This is a genomic window from Haemophilus sp. HMSC066A11 (assembly GCF_001811665.1).
Classification (GTDB): domain Bacteria; phylum Pseudomonadota; class Gammaproteobacteria; order Enterobacterales; family Pasteurellaceae; genus Haemophilus; species Haemophilus influenzae.
The window spans coordinates 8,678-25,043 of record NZ_KV805897.1 but is presented as its reverse complement, the minus strand read 5'-3'; the positions used below and the strand labels follow the sequence as shown (position 1 = coordinate 25,043).

12 protein-coding genes and 1 pseudogene are annotated in these 16,366 nt (G+C 39.7%); 5 read left to right on the top strand and 8 right to left on the bottom strand.

Annotated elements, in window-relative coordinates; all coding sequences use genetic code 11:
• Positions 1–29 precede the first annotated feature (29 nt).
• The 6 genes from mutS to truD form a co-directional block, all read right to left on the bottom strand.
• Entirely contained in the window at positions 30–2,615 is a 2,586-nt protein-coding gene (mutS, locus tag HMPREF2813_RS08655; protein WP_014551099.1) for a DNA mismatch repair protein MutS, read from the bottom strand.
• Between the two features lie 135 nt (positions 2,616–2,750).
• Positions 2,751–3,968: a murein hydrolase activator NlpD gene (nlpD, locus tag HMPREF2813_RS08650; protein ID WP_048946904.1), complete on the bottom strand. Its 1,218-nt coding sequence runs from the start codon at positions 3,966–3,968 to the stop codon at positions 2,751–2,753.
• A gap of 23 nt (positions 3,969–3,991) precedes the next feature.
• The gene (locus HMPREF2813_RS08645) at positions 3,992–4,177 is read right to left on the bottom strand and encodes a hypothetical protein (RefSeq protein ID WP_005658446.1); all 186 of its coding nucleotides are present in this window, start codon (positions 4,175–4,177) and stop codon (positions 3,992–3,994) included.
• A gap of 8 nt (positions 4,178–4,185) precedes the next feature.
• Positions 4,186–4,764: a YqaA family protein gene (locus tag HMPREF2813_RS08640; protein WP_048946903.1), complete on the bottom strand. Its 579-nt coding sequence runs from the start codon at positions 4,762–4,764 to the stop codon at positions 4,186–4,188.
• Positions 4,765–4,772: 8 nt separating this feature from the next.
• Complete coding sequence (gene surE, locus HMPREF2813_RS08635) at positions 4,773–5,522, bottom strand: 5'/3'-nucleotidase SurE (protein WP_048946902.1); 750 nt, start codon at positions 5,520–5,522, stop codon at positions 4,773–4,775.
• A gap of 9 nt (positions 5,523–5,531) precedes the next feature.
• On the bottom strand, positions 5,532–6,551 hold the full coding sequence (gene truD / locus HMPREF2813_RS08630; RefSeq protein WP_014551102.1) for a tRNA pseudouridine(13) synthase TruD: 1,020 nt from the start codon (positions 6,549–6,551) through the stop codon (positions 5,532–5,534).
• Between the two features lie 108 nt (positions 6,552–6,659).
• On the opposite strand from truD, the gene rraB reads away from it, so the two are divergent.
• The 5 genes and pseudogenes from rraB to ppx all read left to right on the top strand — a co-directional run.
• Positions 6,660–7,082, top strand: coding sequence for a ribonuclease E inhibitor RraB (rraB, locus tag HMPREF2813_RS08625; RefSeq protein WP_005692365.1), 423 nt, complete (start codon positions 6,660–6,662; stop codon positions 7,080–7,082).
• A 79-nt stretch (positions 7,083–7,161) separates the two neighbouring features.
• The gene (gene slyD, locus HMPREF2813_RS08620; RefSeq protein ID WP_014551103.1) at positions 7,162–7,722 is read left to right on the top strand and encodes a peptidylprolyl isomerase; all 561 of its coding nucleotides are present in this window, start codon (positions 7,162–7,164) and stop codon (positions 7,720–7,722) included.
• A gap of 149 nt (positions 7,723–7,871) precedes the next feature.
• Positions 7,872–9,608, top strand: a complete 1,737-nt coding sequence (locus HMPREF2813_RS08615) for an autotransporter assembly complex protein TamA (protein ID WP_014551104.1) — start codon at positions 7,872–7,874, stop codon at positions 9,606–9,608.
• Positions 9,609–9,617: 9 nt separating this feature from the next.
• Positions 9,618–13,514: an autotransporter assembly complex protein TamB gene (locus tag HMPREF2813_RS08610; RefSeq protein ID WP_014551105.1), complete on the top strand. Its 3,897-nt coding sequence runs from the start codon at positions 9,618–9,620 to the stop codon at positions 13,512–13,514.
• Between the two features lie 7 nt (positions 13,515–13,521).
• A pseudogene (gene ppx / locus HMPREF2813_RS08605) lies at positions 13,522–14,567 on the top strand (exopolyphosphatase); the annotation flags it as partial.
• Positions 14,568–14,611: 44 nt separating this feature from the next.
• Here the strand turns inward: ppx and HMPREF2813_RS08600 are convergent.
• Both HMPREF2813_RS08600 and hel read right to left on the bottom strand, forming a co-directional pair.
• Positions 14,612–15,295, bottom strand: coding sequence for an rRNA large subunit pseudouridine synthase E (locus HMPREF2813_RS08600; RefSeq protein WP_005654304.1), 684 nt, complete (start codon positions 15,293–15,295; stop codon positions 14,612–14,614).
• Positions 15,296–15,473: 178 nt separating this feature from the next.
• Complete coding sequence (gene hel / locus HMPREF2813_RS08595) at positions 15,474–16,298, bottom strand: lipoprotein e(P4) (protein WP_005654303.1); 825 nt, start codon at positions 16,296–16,298, stop codon at positions 15,474–15,476.
• Between the last annotated feature and the right edge of the window lie 68 nt (positions 16,299–16,366).

Here is a 16,366-nt window from a genome sequence, read left to right as displayed (position 1 = left end):
CCTTTGAATTTATCGCTGGGATATAATATTTACCCCACCATTTTCTTTAACTGATACAAATATGCCAAGGCTTGTTTAGGGCTTAAATCATCAGGATCCAGTTTTTCGATTGCCTCTCTCAATGCGTCCGTTTCTTGTTCAAACAATAATTCGCCCTGATTGTGATTGGCTTCACGCAATGCTTGAATTTGTTGATCGGCTGAATGGCTTGAGTTTTTTTCTAATTGTGTCAATTTCTGTTTTGCCAGTTTAATAACGGATTGTGGCACACCAGCCAAAGCCGCTACTGCCAAACCATAACTTTTACTTGCTGCGCCATCTTGTACGGCGTGCATAAAGGCGATGCTGTTGTTATGCTCAAGGGCATCTAAATGAATATTGACTATGCCTTCGAGCTGTTCTGGCAATGCGGTTAATTCAAAATAATGAGTGGCAAATAATGTAAGCGAGCGGATTTTTTTAGCTAACCATTCTGCACAAGCCCAAGCTAAGGATAAGCCATCATAAGTGGATGTGCCACGACCAATTTCATCAATAAGCACGAGACTTTGCACTGTAGCTTGATGAAGAATATTTGCCATTTCGGTCATTTCCACCATAAAGGTTGAACGCCCCGAGGCTAAATCATCGGAAGCACCAATTCGAGTAAAAATACGATCAATCGGCCCAATTCGCGCACTGTCTGCCGGCACAAAGCTGCCGATATACGCAAGCAATGTAATTAATGCGGTTTGACGCATATAAGTACTTTTACCGCCCATATTTGGCCCGGTAATAACTAACAAATGACGGTTGTGATTTAACTCCACAGGGTTGGCGATGAAAGGATCTTTCAATACTTGTTCCACAACAGGATGGCGACCATTTTCAATTTTCACACTCACTTCATCACAGAATGTTGGCATAACGTAATTGAGGGTATCTGCCCGCTCGGCAAGATTGACCAATACATCCAATTCAGAAAGTGCAAGGCTAGCCAGCTGTAACGCACCTAAGTGCGGTAATAATAAATCAAACAATTCATCATAAAGCTGCTTTTCTAATGCTAACGCTGCACCTTTCGATTTCAGTACTTTGTCTTCATATTCTTTGAGCTCAGGAATAATGTAGCGCTCTGCATTTTTCAGGGTTTGACGGCGAACATAATGAATGGGTGCTTTATGCGCTTGGCCTTGGCTAATTTGAATGTAATAACCATGCACTGCATTAAAACCGATTTTTAGAGTATCAATGCCCGTGCTTTCACGCTCACGTTTTTCTAGGTTTTCTAAATATTGAGTTGCACCATCAGACAGCATACGCCATTCATCTAATTCGGTATTATAGCCTTCAGCAATCACGCCACCATCACGAATTAAAAGTGGAGGCGTTTCAATCAATGCACGTTGCAATAAATCGCATTGCTCGCTGAAATCGGCAATTTGGCTGAAAAGTGCGGTTAAAAATGGCGGTGTTTTTTGTTGAACAATCGCGCGTAATGCTGGAATTTGTTCTAACGCCGTGCGTAAGCGGGTGAGATCGCGTGGACGTGCTGAACGTAGCGCAACACGTGCCAAAATACGCTCCATATCGCCGACTAATTGCAAATAAGGTTGGAGTTCATCGACTAAATCAAAATTCAGAATTTCCGCAATCGCTTGTTGGCGTTGTTTTAATTTTTCCACATCACGAATAGGCTGATGAATCCAACGTTTCAGCAAACGACTGCCCATTGGCGTAACGCATTTATCCAAGACAGACGATAGCGTATTTTCTGTGCCACCTGCAAGATTTTGTGTTAATTCAAGATTTCTGCGAGTGGCGGCATCTAATTGAATGCAGTCTTGATTTTGAATCAAACTAATGCTTTGAATATGGGGTAATGCGGTACGTTGGGTTTCTTTTGCATATTGCAATAAACAACCAGCCGCACTTAAGCCTAGAGGGGATTTTTCCACACCAAAGGCGCGTAAATCTTTTGTGCCAAATTGGCGATTCAGTAACGTAATGGCGGTGCTAAGTTCAAATTCCCAAATCGGGCGACGGCGTAATCCCTTACAATGTTCAATCGCAGCCATTTCATTAAATTCTTCACAATACAGCAATTCCACAGGTGCAATACGTTGTAATTCCGCACGCAAAGTTTCTTTGTCCGCAGGTTCACAAAGCTGAAAACGGCCAGAGGTCATATCTAAAGTGGCTAATCCAAATTTTTCTTTCTCTTGATATACCGCAGCAATCAGATTGTCTTGGCGTTCAGGCAAAAGCGCTTCATCGCTTACTGTCCCAGGTGTAACAATTCGCACAATTTGACGTTCTACTGGCCCTTTGCTCGTCGTTGGATCGCCAATCTGTTCGCAAATCGCCACAGATTCGCCTAACTGCACTAATTTTGCTAAATAACCTTCCACTGCATGATAAGGCATTCCTGCCATCGGAATGGGCTGTCCTGCAGATTGACCTCGTTTCGTTAAAGAAATATCCAACAATGCCGCCGCTTTTTTCGCATCGTCATAAAACAACTCGTAAAAATCCCCCATGCGATAAAACAACAAAATATCTGGATTCTCCGCTTTGAGTTTTAGATATTGCTGCATCATTGGCGTGTGCTGTTGGAAATTTTCTTCGGAAATCATCTAATTACCTGCTTTGAAACTGAATAAAGATAGGTTTTGTGGCGGCTATTTTAGGTGTCGAAAGGGGAAAAAGCTAGATAAAAAAAGTGCGGTAAAAATTTGTTGAGATTTTTTACCGCACTTTTTACAGGAAGATTAATGTCTTGGTAGGTAACGTACTGGATCCACTGATTTACCTTTATAGCGAATTTCAAAGTGGAGTTTCACGGTATTTGTACCAGAACTTCCCATTTTGGCGATGTCTTGACCTGCTTTGACTTCTTGTTGATCGGCGACAAGAATTTTGTCGTTATGCGCATAGGCACTTAAAAAATCATCATTATGTTTGATGATAATTAAATTACCGTAACCACGTAAAGCATTGCCTGCATACACTATTCGCCCTGCTGCAGCCGCTTTTACAGCTTGTCCTCGTGAACCACTAATATCAATTCCTTTGTTACCGCCATCTGTGCTTGAGAAACCTTGGATGATATTACCTGAAGTCGGCCATTGCCACACAACATTTGAGGCGATTGGCGCAACGACATTGGAATTAATTGGTGTGCTATTCGCATTATTTACAGATGACGTAACCTGTGTTGATGAAGTTGCCACAGGTACACTAGGCGATGTGCCAGCCTCTGATTTAATTGGGCCAATAATAGTACCGTCAGATCCTATTTGAGTACCGTTTGCGCCCGGAGTATAAGTGACCGCTGGTTTAACTGGCATTGCTGTTGATGCTGTGACTGCAGGTTGTTTTACAGAAACCGTTGTAGTAACCGTTTTTGTGCTACAATTAGAAATCTTTAAAACCTGCCCTAAACTTAAATTATAAGGTTCAGATAGGTTATTCAACGCCGCCAATTCTTTTACATCAATCCCCGCCAAGTAAGCGATTAAGAACATTGTATCGCCTTTGTTTACTTTATAGGTATTGCCTTTGTAAGAGCCTTTTGAGATTTTGCTGTAATCTGGCACATTGGTATTTGGATTACGTGGGATATTAATATGCTGTCCATCTACACAATCAGCGACTGTTTTGGTAACTGTTTTTGTTTGTACTGTCGGTGCACTAACTACGGTTTTCGGAGAGGGTTGAAATGCAGGTTGTGCAGGTGCTGTTGGCATTGTTGGTTGTTGATTAATCGGTTGAAAATTTGGTTGTGGCGTGACCATATTTCCCGTTGTAGGGAATGAATTTTTTTGAATTTCAGGTTGCCAAGCACCACCTACATTACTGCCATTTACAGATTGTATTACACTAGGGGAAAAATTTCCATCTGCATCAGAAATAGGTGCAGGAAAATTAGAGGTACAAGCCGATAATACAACAAGACTCAAAGGGAGTAAGAGAAATGATTTTTTCATAGTTATTCCTTATTGTTCCGTTATTATTTCATTTGTGTTGGTATCGTATTTTTTTGAATTTCTGGCATAAAACTACCGCCAGCAACGGCACCAGTGCCTTCTACTGGTTGCATAATGCCATTTGGTAATGCGTCTGGATCTTTAACTGATTCAGATGCACATCCAACCAAAAGAAATCCAGCTACTAAAACAAGACTTAATTTGTTCATTTTCTATCCTAATTTTTCAATATAAAGTAAGCGATTACAGCCAGTACAACCACTGACCAGCCAATAATCTCAATAGATTTTCGCAATTTTGCTGCGAATTTTTCACCGCCCCATGCAGCTAATTTTGCTACTAGCAAGAAACGCGCTAAACGTGAAACAAATGCGGTGATAACAAAAGGGAAAAATGCCATTTGCATCACGCCAGAGCAGAGCGTAAACACCTTGTAAGGAATTGGGCTAAAACCCGCCACAAACACAACTAATACGCCCCATTGCTCAAACCAACTGACGGCTTTTGCCCAATGCGCAGCATATCCCCATTGTTGCACAATGTTTTCCACCCAGTCCGTTGCATAAAAACCAATAGCATAACCGATAATTCCGCCGATTACAGACGCAATTGCCGTATAAAATGCAAATTTCACCGCACTTTTTGGCTTTGACATAGACATTGGGATCAACATCACATCGGGCGGAATAGGAAAAAATATCGCCTCGATAAAACTTACAAAAGAGAGCCAAAAAACAGCAAAACGATGTTTTGACCATTCCATCGTTTTATCGTACATCGTGCCGAAAATTTTCATATTTTTCTCTATTTGGTAAATTCCTGATCTAACCAATTTTGCAAAGAAAGCAATGAATGATATGCGGTAAGATCCGCTTGAATTGGTGTGATAGACACATAACCATTCTTCACGGCATAAAAATCTGTTCCTTCGCTTTCATCTTCGGGTAATGCTGAAGGGCCAATCCAATAAATGGTTTCATCACGAGGATCCCTTTGCTTAATCACTTCTGCTGAAGATGCGCGGTAACCCAAGCGACAAACCTTGTAGCCTTTTAATTCTTCAAAAGGCAAATCAGGCACATTGATATTAATAATTTCACGAGGGTTTAATAATTGATGATGTAATTTAGGAATGAGATCACATACCACTCGTGCTGCTGTTTCATAATGCTGACGACCATCTAACGAAACTGCAATAGCGGGCAAACCTAAATGACGACCTTCAAGGGCTGCAGCTAATGTGCCTGAATAAATCGTATCATCGCCCATATTACAACCTGCATTAATACCTGATACCACTAAATCCACTTGACCAGATAAAACTCCATTTAACGCTAAATGTACACAATCTGCTGGTGTGCCATTTACACAATAATCGCCATTATCTAAATGGCGTGGGCGTAATGGCTCAACCAATGTGAGCGAGCTTGATGCCGCACTTCGATTACGATCGGGTGCAACAATAATGACTTCTGCAATTTTTCTTAATTCCGTTGCTAAAACTTGAATGCCTTCCGCGTGAAAACCATCATCATTACTAACTAAAATTCGCATTATATTTCCTTATTCTTCTGTATAATTTACTAACTCACGAACTAATGCCGTGGCATAACTGCCTGCTGGCAAATAAAATTTTAAACGCAAGCCTTCTGGCTCAAATGCCCAAGAAAACGCCTTTGCTTTCATTAACAATGGACGACGCGCAGCCTTCATTCTTTCTTGTTTCATTAAAGGATCGAAAGCTGAATGTTGATTTACGATTTCATTTTCAATCTCACTCGCCACCAAAATATCTTCGCCAATTAAAGGGGCAGTAAGCAAAATATCTTGATTTTCTAACCGCACTTGCAAGGCATTTAAGTCTTCTTTTTCATCCGCTTTGAACCAACTGTGCGAACCTGCTAATTGCACAATATCATTTGGCAAAACTTGATTTGTTGCGCCCTTTGCAATACGTGCAGCCACAACCAGATTAAAAATTTCACTGCGCGCGGCGGAAAGATAAAAACTGCGTTTTTTGCGATCTTTTACCTTGATTTCCCCTTGCGCCCAACGCAATGCTTGCGTGAGGTTATGGCCATCCCGACCAAAACGTTGTTCCGTAAAATAATTTGGGAAACCAAAATTTGCCACAAAATCCAACCGCACTTTAAGCTCATCAGATTCTTCTGCACCGCGTAATAAAATATCGAAATAATTTCCCTCAAGGCTACCCGTGCGAATTTTTCGGTTATGTCGAGTAACCGTTAAAATCTCTACGCCATCTAATTCAAATTGACTGAAATCGGGCGTTTCCACTCCTGGCATTTGCAAGCAAAACCATTGTTCTGTCACTGCTCGACGGTCTTTCAACCCTGCATATCCCATATTGCGTTCAGAAACACCAGCAAATTTAGCTAATTTTTCGCCAACAAATAAGGTGTTGCAATCTGTTTTGCGTACATACAACGCAACAAACTCTCCATCGCCCGACATTTCATAGCCTAAATGCTCTTTTACAATAAAATCCGCACATTCAACCTTTAAAAGTGCGGTGGTTTTTGGCGGAGTTTTTAATGCCAAATAAGGGAGTTGTTCGAGCATAGTTAAGGGCTCTTTTTTATCGAAAATAATTGTGCGAAATTCTATGCGACTTTTGGTGATTTATCCACTAAAATAACCGCACTTTTGTTCTTATTGAAGGATTTTATTATGTCAAAATTGGCAGAATTACAAGCAGAAACCCGTGAAATTATCGAAGATTTACTTAATGATGGCAGTGATCCAAATGCGCTTTACATTATTGAGCATCACATTGCTCATCACGATTTTGATTTATTAGAAAAAATCGCGGTAGATGCGTTTAAAGCCGGTTATGAAGTTTCCGAAGCAGAAGAATTTAAAGATGATGATGGTAAACCAATTTTCTGTTTTGACATCATCAGTGAAGTAGAATTAAAAGCGGAAATTATTGATGCGCAACAAAAAGAAATCCTTCCGTTATTAGAAAAACATAATGGTATTTACGATGGTTGGGGAACTTATTTTGAAGACCCGAATGCCGATGAAGATGAATACGGTGACGATGGGGAATTTTTTGATGATGAAGATGAAGAAGAGCCTCGTGTCCATTAATCCGTAAAGTCTTGCGTGCGGAATAATTTTCGCTACAATGGTACAACTTTTTTAACGGATTTTTTATAAGGAAAACATAATGAAAGTAGAAAAAAATGTAGTGGTGAGCATTTCTTACCAAGTTCGCACACAAGATGGCGTATTGGTCGATGAAGCTCCAGCAAATCAACCACTAGAATATTTACAAGGTCACAATAATTTAGTAGTCGGTCTTGAAAAAGCACTTGAAGGTAAAGAAGTAGGCGACAAATTTGAAGTACGTATACAACCTGAAGAAGGTTACGGTGCATACAGCGAAAATATGGTTCAACGTGTACCAAAAGATGTATTCCAAGGTGTTGATGAACTTGAAGTCGGTATGCGTTTCTTAGCGGATACTGACATTGGCCCAGTTCCAGTAGTGATTACTGAAATCGATGGCGATGAAGTTGTGGTTGATGGAAATCACATGTTAGCGGGTCAAGAATTACATTTCACCGTTGAAGTTGTCGCAGCGCGTGAAGCAACGTTAGAAGAAATTGCTCACGGCCACGTTCACGGTGCGCACAGCCACGATGATGACGAAGAAGGTCACGGTTGTGGCTGTGGCGGTCATCATCACGAACATAATCACGGCAGCTGTGGTTGCGGCGGTCACTAATTAAAACAGCTCAAAAATTTACCGCACTTTGGCAATGAAGTGCGGTATTTTTTATGAAAAAACCGACAAAATGCGCTAAAAATATTGGATCCTAACGAACTTCTCGTTAGACTATAGTGCAATTTACTCAAAAAATTTTAGCCCTCAAAATGAAAAAAATATCGCTAAAACTCACCGCACTTTTTTTAGCATTAAGTTGCTTTCCCGCATTTGCTGAACAAACCGTTGATATTGAAGTTCAAGGCATCCGTGGTTTCCGTGCTGTGCGTAATACGGATCTCAATGTTAATTTGATCAATAAAGAAGAAATGGACGGGTCTGAACGCTATCAGCATTTGGTAACCAAAGCCGTGGATCGTGGTTTGCGTGTGTTTGGTTATTATGAATCTTCCGTGCGTTTTGAACGAAAACAGCGTCAAGGCAAACGCGATTTATTGATTGCTCATGTTACACCAGGCGAGCCAACAAAAATTGCGGGGACTGATGTGCAAATTGAGGGGGAAGCCGCACAAGATGAAAATTTTGATGCGCTACGTAAAAACTTGCCAAAAGAAGGCGTTTTGGTTGAACACCAAACTTACGATGATTACAAAACAGCGATTTCACGCTTGGCATTAAATCGTGGGTATTTTGATGGGAACTTTAAAATTTCACGTTTAGAAATCAGCCCTGAAACCCATCAAGCGTGGTGGCGAATGTTATTTGATAGTGGCATTCGTTATCATTATGGCAATATTACTTTTAGCCATTCACAAATCCGTGACGATTATCTCAATAATATTCTTAACATCAAATCTGGCGATCCGTATTTAATGAATAATTTATCGGATTTAACCAGCGATTTTTCATCTTCAAATTGGTTTAGCTCAGTATTAGTTCAGCCTAATGTTAATCATAAAAGCAAAACTGTGGATGTGGAGATTATTCTTTATCCACGTAAAAAAAATGCGATGGAACTCGGTGTGGGCTTTGCTACTGATGGCGGCGTTCACGGACAAATTGGCTGGACAAAACCTTGGATTAATAGCCGTGGACATAGTTTGCGTTCAAATCTTTATCTCTCTGCACCAAAACAAACTCTAGAGGCAACTTATCGAATGCCACTGCTTAAAAATCCATTAAATTATTACTATGATTTTGCCGTCGGTTGGGAAGGGGAAAAAGAGAACGATACCAATACGAGAGTGCTTACGTTGTCAGCGTTACGTTATTGGAATAATGCGCATGGTTGGCAATATTTTGGCGGACTTCGTACGCGATACGACAGTTTTACACAAGCGGATATCACTGATAAAACCTTACTTCTTTATCCAACTGTTGGATTTACTCGTACTCGATTACGTGGTGGTTCCTTTGCCACTTGGGGCGATGTGCAAAAAATTACTTTTGATTTAAGCAAACGAATTTGGCTATCAGAATCTTCTTTTATAAAAGTGCAAGCATCTAGCGCGTGGGTTCGTACTTATGCAGAAAATCATCGTATCGTTGCTCGTGCTGAAATCGGGTATTTACACACAAAAGATATTGAAAAAATTCCGCCTACACTGCGTTTCTTTGCTGGTGGCGATCGTAGTGTGCGCGGTTACGGCTATAAAAAAATTGCGCCTAAAAATAGAAATGGAAAATTGGTTGGCGGCTCACGTTTGCTTACCACTTCTTTAGAATATCAATATCAAGTCTATCCGAATTGGTGGGCGGCAACTTTTGCAGATAGTGGATTAGCTGCCGATAATTACACGGCAAAAGAATTGCGTTATGGCGCAGGCGTTGGTGTGCGTTGGGCATCGCCAGTAGGTGCGATTAAATTTGATATTGCCACACCCATTCGCGATAAAGATAACAGCAAAAATATTCAATTTTACATTGGACTTGGTACAGAAATTTAAGGTGAATTTATGACAGAACAACTACAACCATCAGAAACTTCGTCAAAAGCACCAGAGCAACTAAGTAAAAAACATTGGATGCGTAAAGCTGTTTGTATCGGAAGTGCGGTCATTTTTATACCTGTTTTAGGTGTTGCCGGGGCGCTTTCTTTCGATGCAGGACAAAAAAGTTTAATTCAACTTGCCGATAAAATGCTTGATAGTTTTTCCGTTGAGCAAATTGAAGGCGGATTACAAAATGGCTTGGTGTTAAATAATGTTCAATACCAAACTGCTGGGATTGAGACACATATTGCACAAGCACGTTTACAGCTCGATTTTGGTTGTTTGCTTTCACGTGAAGTTTGTTTACGAGACTTCACTCTAAATAAACCGACGATTGCGATTAATACTGCATTATTGCCTCCATCGGCACCTGATAATTCAAAGTCTAGCTCAATGAAGCATATTTCCTTGCCAATTAGTATCAATGCAGAAAATTTGGTGGTGCAAGATTTATCTGTAAACATTGATCAGACTAATATTACGCTTGGACATTTTAAAAGTGCGGTAAGTTTAAATAATGAAAAAGGCTTAACTATTGCGCCGACTGAAATTAACGATATTTCAGTGATTGCAAAAAAATTGTCTGAAGTTAAATCAGAGCTGAAAGCCAAACAGCCGAATAAACCTGTAGATTGGGCTGCGATTGAGCAATCTTTAACGCCTGCTTTTTTAGGCAATGTATCAGAAATCATTCTTCCTTTTGATTTACATATTCCTGAAATTTCAGGCAAAAACTGGCAGTATCAAGCAGTGAATGAAAAAGGCGAAACGCTTCAATCTGTTGAAATGTCTAGTTTAATTGCACAGGCGGATACCGTCGATAACCAACTGCAATTACAAAAATTAGCGGTAGAAAGCTCGTTGGGTAATCTTTCTTCACAAGGTAAATTACAACTTGATGGCGATATGCCTCTCGATTTAACTTTAAAATCCCATTTGGAGCCATTGAAATCCGATGGAAAAGAAATTTTACCCGCGAGTGATGTGGATCTTACGCTTTCAGGATCATTGAAAAAATCTACCGCACTTTCTTTGAAAACAAAAGGCGTATTAGATGCTGAACTGAATGGCGACGTGCAATTAGCACAAGATAAAATGCCCTTAAACCTCACATTAAATGTGGCAAAAGGACAATACGCTTTTGTAAACACAATGGCACCACTCAAAATTAATGATGTGACGCTTAAACTCACAGGGGATTTACTGAATTATCACGCTGAACTTAAGGGCGATGTAGCAGGAATGAATTATATTCCCGCATCTCAAGTGGAACTTAATGCCGACGGTAAACTTTATGAAGTCACCATAAATAAATTGGGGATAGCTTCGTTAGATGGTAAAAGTGAATTTGTTGGGACTGTAAACTGGAAAGAGGGTGCAAACTGGGATATTCAAGCCGATTTAGAAAAAATGAATATTGGTTTTTTTGTTCCTGTAATGCCTGCAACACTATCTGGTAAATTGCATTCACGTGGTTTTGCAGGCTCTCAAGGATGGCAAGTGGAAGTGCCAGTAGCCGATTTAAATGGAACATTGTCTTCAAACCCCATCAGTTTAAAAGGCTCCGCAACACTTAATCAAAATGTACTTCTAACAGTGCCTGATTTACAGATTAAATATGGCGAAAATTATCTTAAAGCCAGTGGCGTATTAGATGATCATTCTGATTTTGCGCTAGATATAAATGCGCCAAATTTACGTGGATTATGGTCAGATTTAAAAGGGCGAGTAAAAGGTCGAGTAGCGATTTCTGGTCAAATTACGACACCTAATCTTGATCTTGATTTAACTTCATCTAATTTACATTTACAGGGTTTTCAGTTAGCCAAAGCAAGTATAAAAGGTCATATAAACAATGCCTCACTCTCGAGTGGAAAATTGAATATTAAAGCAGAACAACTTCATTATGGCGAAAATATTAAACTCCATTTACTTGATCTTGATTTATCAGGCGATGAACAAAATCACAAACTAATCCTAAAATCTCAAGGCGAGCCTGTTGCTGCAAATTTACAAATTAACGGACATTTTGACCGCACTTTGGAACAGTGGAAAGGCACAATTTCACAGGTAAAATTTGAAACTCCGATTGGCGATGTAAAATCCAACCAAGCGATTGCTGTGTCCTACGATAACAAACAAACACAAGCCAATATTGCCTCACATTGCTGGCAAAACACCGATGTAGAATTATGTTTCCCACAAGCATTCAATGCAGGCAAGCAAGGCAATATTCCTTTCCAATTTAAACGTGTTAATTTGGATTTAGTGAATAAACTTATCGAACAAAACAGCCTCAAAGGCAATTTACAAGTGCAAGGAAATGTGGCTTGGTTTACGGATAAACCATTCCAATTTACCGCCAACGTAGATGGCAATCATTTAGCCTTCTCTCAAAAATTGGATTACCGTACATTTAAATTGGATATTCCAAAATTAACACTTAACGCCGACATTCAAAATAATAATTTGGTTTTAAAAACAGACATCAATGTGCATAACCAAGGCAGAATTGTAGGCGATATTCGTTTAAACGATCTTGCGAAAAATCGCCAACTTGGCGGTAGCCTTGCGATAGAACGATTAAGTTTGAGTATTGCGAATCAACTACTCACTCAAGGCGAATCTGTAAATGGAGAAGTGGTATCAAAATTGCGTTTCGGTGGGAATTTAGAGAAACCATTATTAAATGGTGACTTCAATATTCGTAATATTCGTACCAAATTAAAATCTATGCCAGTGAATATTACTGATGGCGATATTGCCCTGCGCTTTAATGGTAACCGTTCAACATTGCAAGGGAAAATCAAAACAGTAGATAGCCACTTAAACTTAACTGGACGTGCAAACTGGGCTAATATTGAACATTGGACAACAGAATTAAATGCGCAAGCAAATAATTTCAACGTGGATATTCCTTCTATGGCGAAGCTACGTTTCAGTCCAAATATCACGATAAAAGCCAATCCGAAGGAATTGAATTTAAGCGGAACAGTGGATATTCCTTGGGCGCGTATTAAAATTGACAGTCTGCCAGATACTGCTGAGCCAGTGAGCGAAGATGAAGTTATTTTAAATGGCCCGCACAAGAGCAAAGAAGAACTGATTAAACGTGAATTTGCCGCAAAAACAAAATCAGGAATGGAAATTCGCTCTGATTTACGCATCAATATTGGTAAAGACGTTAGCCTTGATGCCTATGGCTTGAAAACCAATCTTGATGGTTTACTTTCTGTGAAACAAGATAAAGGCAATTTAGGTTTATTCGGTCAAATCAATTTAACCAAAGGTCGCTATGCTTCTTTCGGGCAAGATTTACTCATTCGTAAAGGGCTTATTAGCTTTTCTGGGCAAGCGACACAACCTACATTGAATATTGAGGCTATTCGTAATCCTGAAACAATGGAAGACAGCAAAATTACTGCTGGCGTGAGAGTGATTGGCATAGCTGATAGCCCAGAAGTCACTATTTTCAGTGAACCAAGCAAACCACAAGATCAAGCACTTTCTTATTTATTAACAGGTCGTTCGTTAGAAAGCAGCGGAGAAGTGGGTTCAACGGGATCAGTTGGCGCAGCATTGATTGGTTTAGGCATTTCAAAGAGCGGTAAATTAGTGGGCAGTATTGGCGAAGTTTTTGGTATTCAAGACTTAAACCTTGGTACATCTGGCGTGGGCGATAAATCCAAAGTGACGGTAAGTGGTAATATTACCAATCGCTTACAAATAAAATATGGCGTAGGTTTATTTGATGGGTTAGCAGAAGTTACATTACGTTATCGCCTAATGCCACAGCTTTATTTTCAATCCGTTTCTAGCACAAACCAAGTGTTTGATTTACTTTATAAATTTGAATTTTAGGAATGTTATGAATGACGCTATTTTAGAACCTAAGCATCGTGGCAATGTACGTGAAATTGCCGCGATTGATCTTGGATCAAACAGCTTTCATATGATTGTTGCACGTATTGTAAACGGCTCAATCCAAGTGCTTTCGCGCTTAAAACAAAAAGTTAAACTCGCAGAAGGCTTAGATGAAAATGCGGTGCTTAATCAAGAGGCCATCACACGTGGCGTGAATTGCTTAGCCTTATTTGCTGAACGTTTACAAGGATTTCCTGTTGAAAATGTCAATGTGGTTGGTACTTATACGTTACGAAGAGCGGTGAATAATGACGAATTTTTACGTCAAGCAGCCAAAGTTTTCCCCTATCCCATTAATATTATTAGTGGGCAAACGGAAGCTAAAACCATCTACGCTGGCGTATGCCATACCCAGCCAGAAAAAGGCAGAAAGCTTGTTATAGATATTGGTGGTGGCTCGACAGAAATGATTATCGGCGATGATTTCACGCCGCTTATAGCTGAAAGCCGACATATGGGATGCGTGAGTTTTGCGACTCAATTTTTTACCGATGGCATCATTTCCCCAGAAAACTTTCAACGCGCGCGCCAAAGTGCGATCAATAAAATCGAAGATTTAGGCTTTGAATATCGCAAATTAGGTTGGCAATCTGTACTTGGTTCATCGGGAACGATTAAAACTGTTGCACAAGTCATTTCGACTAATCTCGATCCAAATGGAATCATTACAGCCGAGCGATTAAATGCTCTAATTAAACAAACACTACAAGCCAAGCATTTTACCGAGCTAAATATTAACGGTTTAAACCAAGACCGCGTGGATGTTTTTGTACCCGGTTTAGCGATTTTAAGTGCAGTGTTTGACGTTTTTCGTATTCAACAAATGCGCTATTCTGACGGTGCATTGCGCGAAGGCGTCATTTATAGCCTAGAAAAAACTTCCAAGTTGCAGATATTCGAGCGAGCACCGCTTGAAGGTTAAGTGAGCAATTCAATATTGACCAAGCTCATCGCGTTGCGGATAGTGCTAATTTACTCAGTGCGCAATATTTATGGGAGAAAAATTTAGGGCAAGCTAAATACTTGCCCTATTTTTATAATTTGACGGTCTGAAATAACGCTTTTATTTCATCCAATGATAATAATCTAAATGAGCCATTTTCTAATCCATTAATAGATAATGAGCCCATACTCACTCTCACTAATCGTAAAGTGGGGAAACCAATATGCGCAGTCATTCTCCGCACTTGGCGGTTGCGCCCTTCACTAATCTTAATTTCTAACCAGCTTGTGGGAATATTTTTCCGTTCTCGGATAGGTGGATTGCGTTCCCATAAATTTGGCTCTGAAATTAACCGCACTTTAGCGGGTTTAGTCATACCATCTTTAAGTTCTACACCTTTTCTGAGTTGTGCTAAATCGGTTTCTTCAGGGATACCTTCCACTTGCACCCAATAGGTTTTTTCTGTTTTAAATTTGGGATCTGATAAACGATGTTGTAATTCACCATTATTGGTTAAAATCAGTAATCCTTCACTGTCTCTATCTAATCGACCTGCCGCATAAACATTTGGAATTGAAATAAAATCTTTTAAGGTAGCGCGTCCTTGTTCGTCGGTAAATTGCGTGAGTACATCAAAAGGTTTATTGAATAACACAACTGTGGTTTCATCCAACGACAACGTTTTGGGTTTTAATTTTGGTTTAAAAGTGCGGTGAAAATTAACCGCACTTTTTCCTTTAAACGGCAATTTTCCTGCTGAAAAATTTTTCTTCATTAACTTATGATTTCTATTTTGAAAGGCTTACAACATCATAGCAAAACTTCAGGCTGTAGTAATGATGATTACTTGAGTGAACTTGAAAAATTAAAAAGGCTAAGCCAGTAAAAACTGAACTTAGCCTCTCAATTAAATTTTCAAAATCGATATTTAAATCGATCTTTTTAATGGAAAATTATTTACCATCCCAAGCTTGTACTGCATCTAAACGAGCTTTGATTTGGCCTTGTGTATCTTTTTTGAAATACCCTTCAGCTAAACCGCCTTCCCAGCCACCGTAGTTTGCGTTAGGTAACATGATGAAAGTTTTACCAAATTTGCCTTGGTTTTGATCAACGAATGCACGGCGGTCAGCGTTTAATTTGCCATATACGGAATTACCGAAGTCATCTAAGTTATCGCCTACATAAAGTACGATTTCATAGCCTTGTTTTTCAATTTCTGCAAAACGAGCCGCTTTAGCTGATTTGTCTTTTTTCAAATAAAATGCAGATTCTTCCACGCCATTGAAACCTAAGCGTTTCATATCATCAATAGTGCCTGCTTTTTCAGTGCTGTCTTTGCGGTTTGTTACGTAGAACACTTTACCTTTGTGGCTGTTTACATAATTATTAAATTCTACCGCACCTGGAATGGCACGAGATTGACGTGCGTCTACCCAACGAGTCCAATCTTTACCATCGAATGGTTTGTTATTTTGAACTTGCCAGCCAGCATAAGGGCTGTTGTCTAACATAGTTTCATCTAAATCAGCCACAACCGCTTTTTTCTTACCTTTTGCCACTTTTGCGTGATCAAATGCAACTTTTGCCGCATTGTACGCTTGATAAGCTAATGCTCTATATTCGCCAGAATCTTGCATCCAGTTTAATCCAAGCACAGCTTGTTGTTGTAATTGCATATTTGCATGTTCTTCTGATTTCATTTGGTGTGAACCACAGCCAGCTAAAACAAAAGCAGAAAGAGCCGCAAGTGCGGTCATTTTTAACGTTGTTTTCATATTATGTTCCTATTCATTAAGGATATAGTAAGTCTTTCTGAAAAACACTTTTCAATTGAAAAGTGTTT

What these genes read in the sequence shown, in the direction of transcription:
- truD (WP_014551102.1), bottom strand. Translation starts at nt 6,551, where the DNA reads ATGCTCGAACAACTCCCTTATTTGGCATTAAAAACTCCGCCAAAAACC.
- HMPREF2813_RS08640 (WP_048946903.1), bottom strand. Translation starts at nt 4,764, where the DNA reads ATGAAAATTTTCGGCACGATGTACGATAAAACGATGGAATGGTCAAAA.
- surE (WP_048946902.1), bottom strand. Translation starts at nt 5,522, where the DNA reads ATGCGAATTTTAGTTAGTAATGATGATGGTTTTCACGCGGAAGGCATT.
- hel (WP_005654303.1), bottom strand. Translation starts at nt 16,298, where the DNA reads ATGAAAACAACGTTAAAAATGACCGCACTTGCGGCTCTTTCTGCTTTT.
- slyD (WP_014551103.1), top strand. Translation starts at nt 7,162, where the DNA reads ATGAAAGTAGAAAAAAATGTAGTGGTGAGCATTTCTTACCAAGTTCGC.
- nlpD (WP_048946904.1), bottom strand. Translation starts at nt 3,968, where the DNA reads ATGAAAAAATCATTTCTCTTACTCCCTTTGAGTCTTGTTGTATTATCG.
- HMPREF2813_RS08645 (WP_005658446.1), bottom strand. Translation starts at nt 4,177, where the DNA reads ATGAACAAATTAAGTCTTGTTTTAGTAGCTGGATTTCTTTTGGTTGGA.
- HMPREF2813_RS08615 (WP_014551104.1), top strand. Translation starts at nt 7,872, where the DNA reads ATGAAAAAAATATCGCTAAAACTCACCGCACTTTTTTTAGCATTAAGT.
- HMPREF2813_RS08610 (WP_014551105.1), top strand. Translation starts at nt 9,618, where the DNA reads ATGACAGAACAACTACAACCATCAGAAACTTCGTCAAAAGCACCAGAG.
- HMPREF2813_RS08600 (WP_005654304.1), bottom strand. Translation starts at nt 15,295, where the DNA reads ATGAAGAAAAATTTTTCAGCAGGAAAATTGCCGTTTAAAGGAAAAAGT.
- rraB (WP_005692365.1), top strand. Translation starts at nt 6,660, where the DNA reads ATGTCAAAATTGGCAGAATTACAAGCAGAAACCCGTGAAATTATCGAA.
- mutS (WP_014551099.1), bottom strand. Translation starts at nt 2,615, where the DNA reads ATGATTTCCGAAGAAAATTTCCAACAGCACACGCCAATGATGCAGCAA.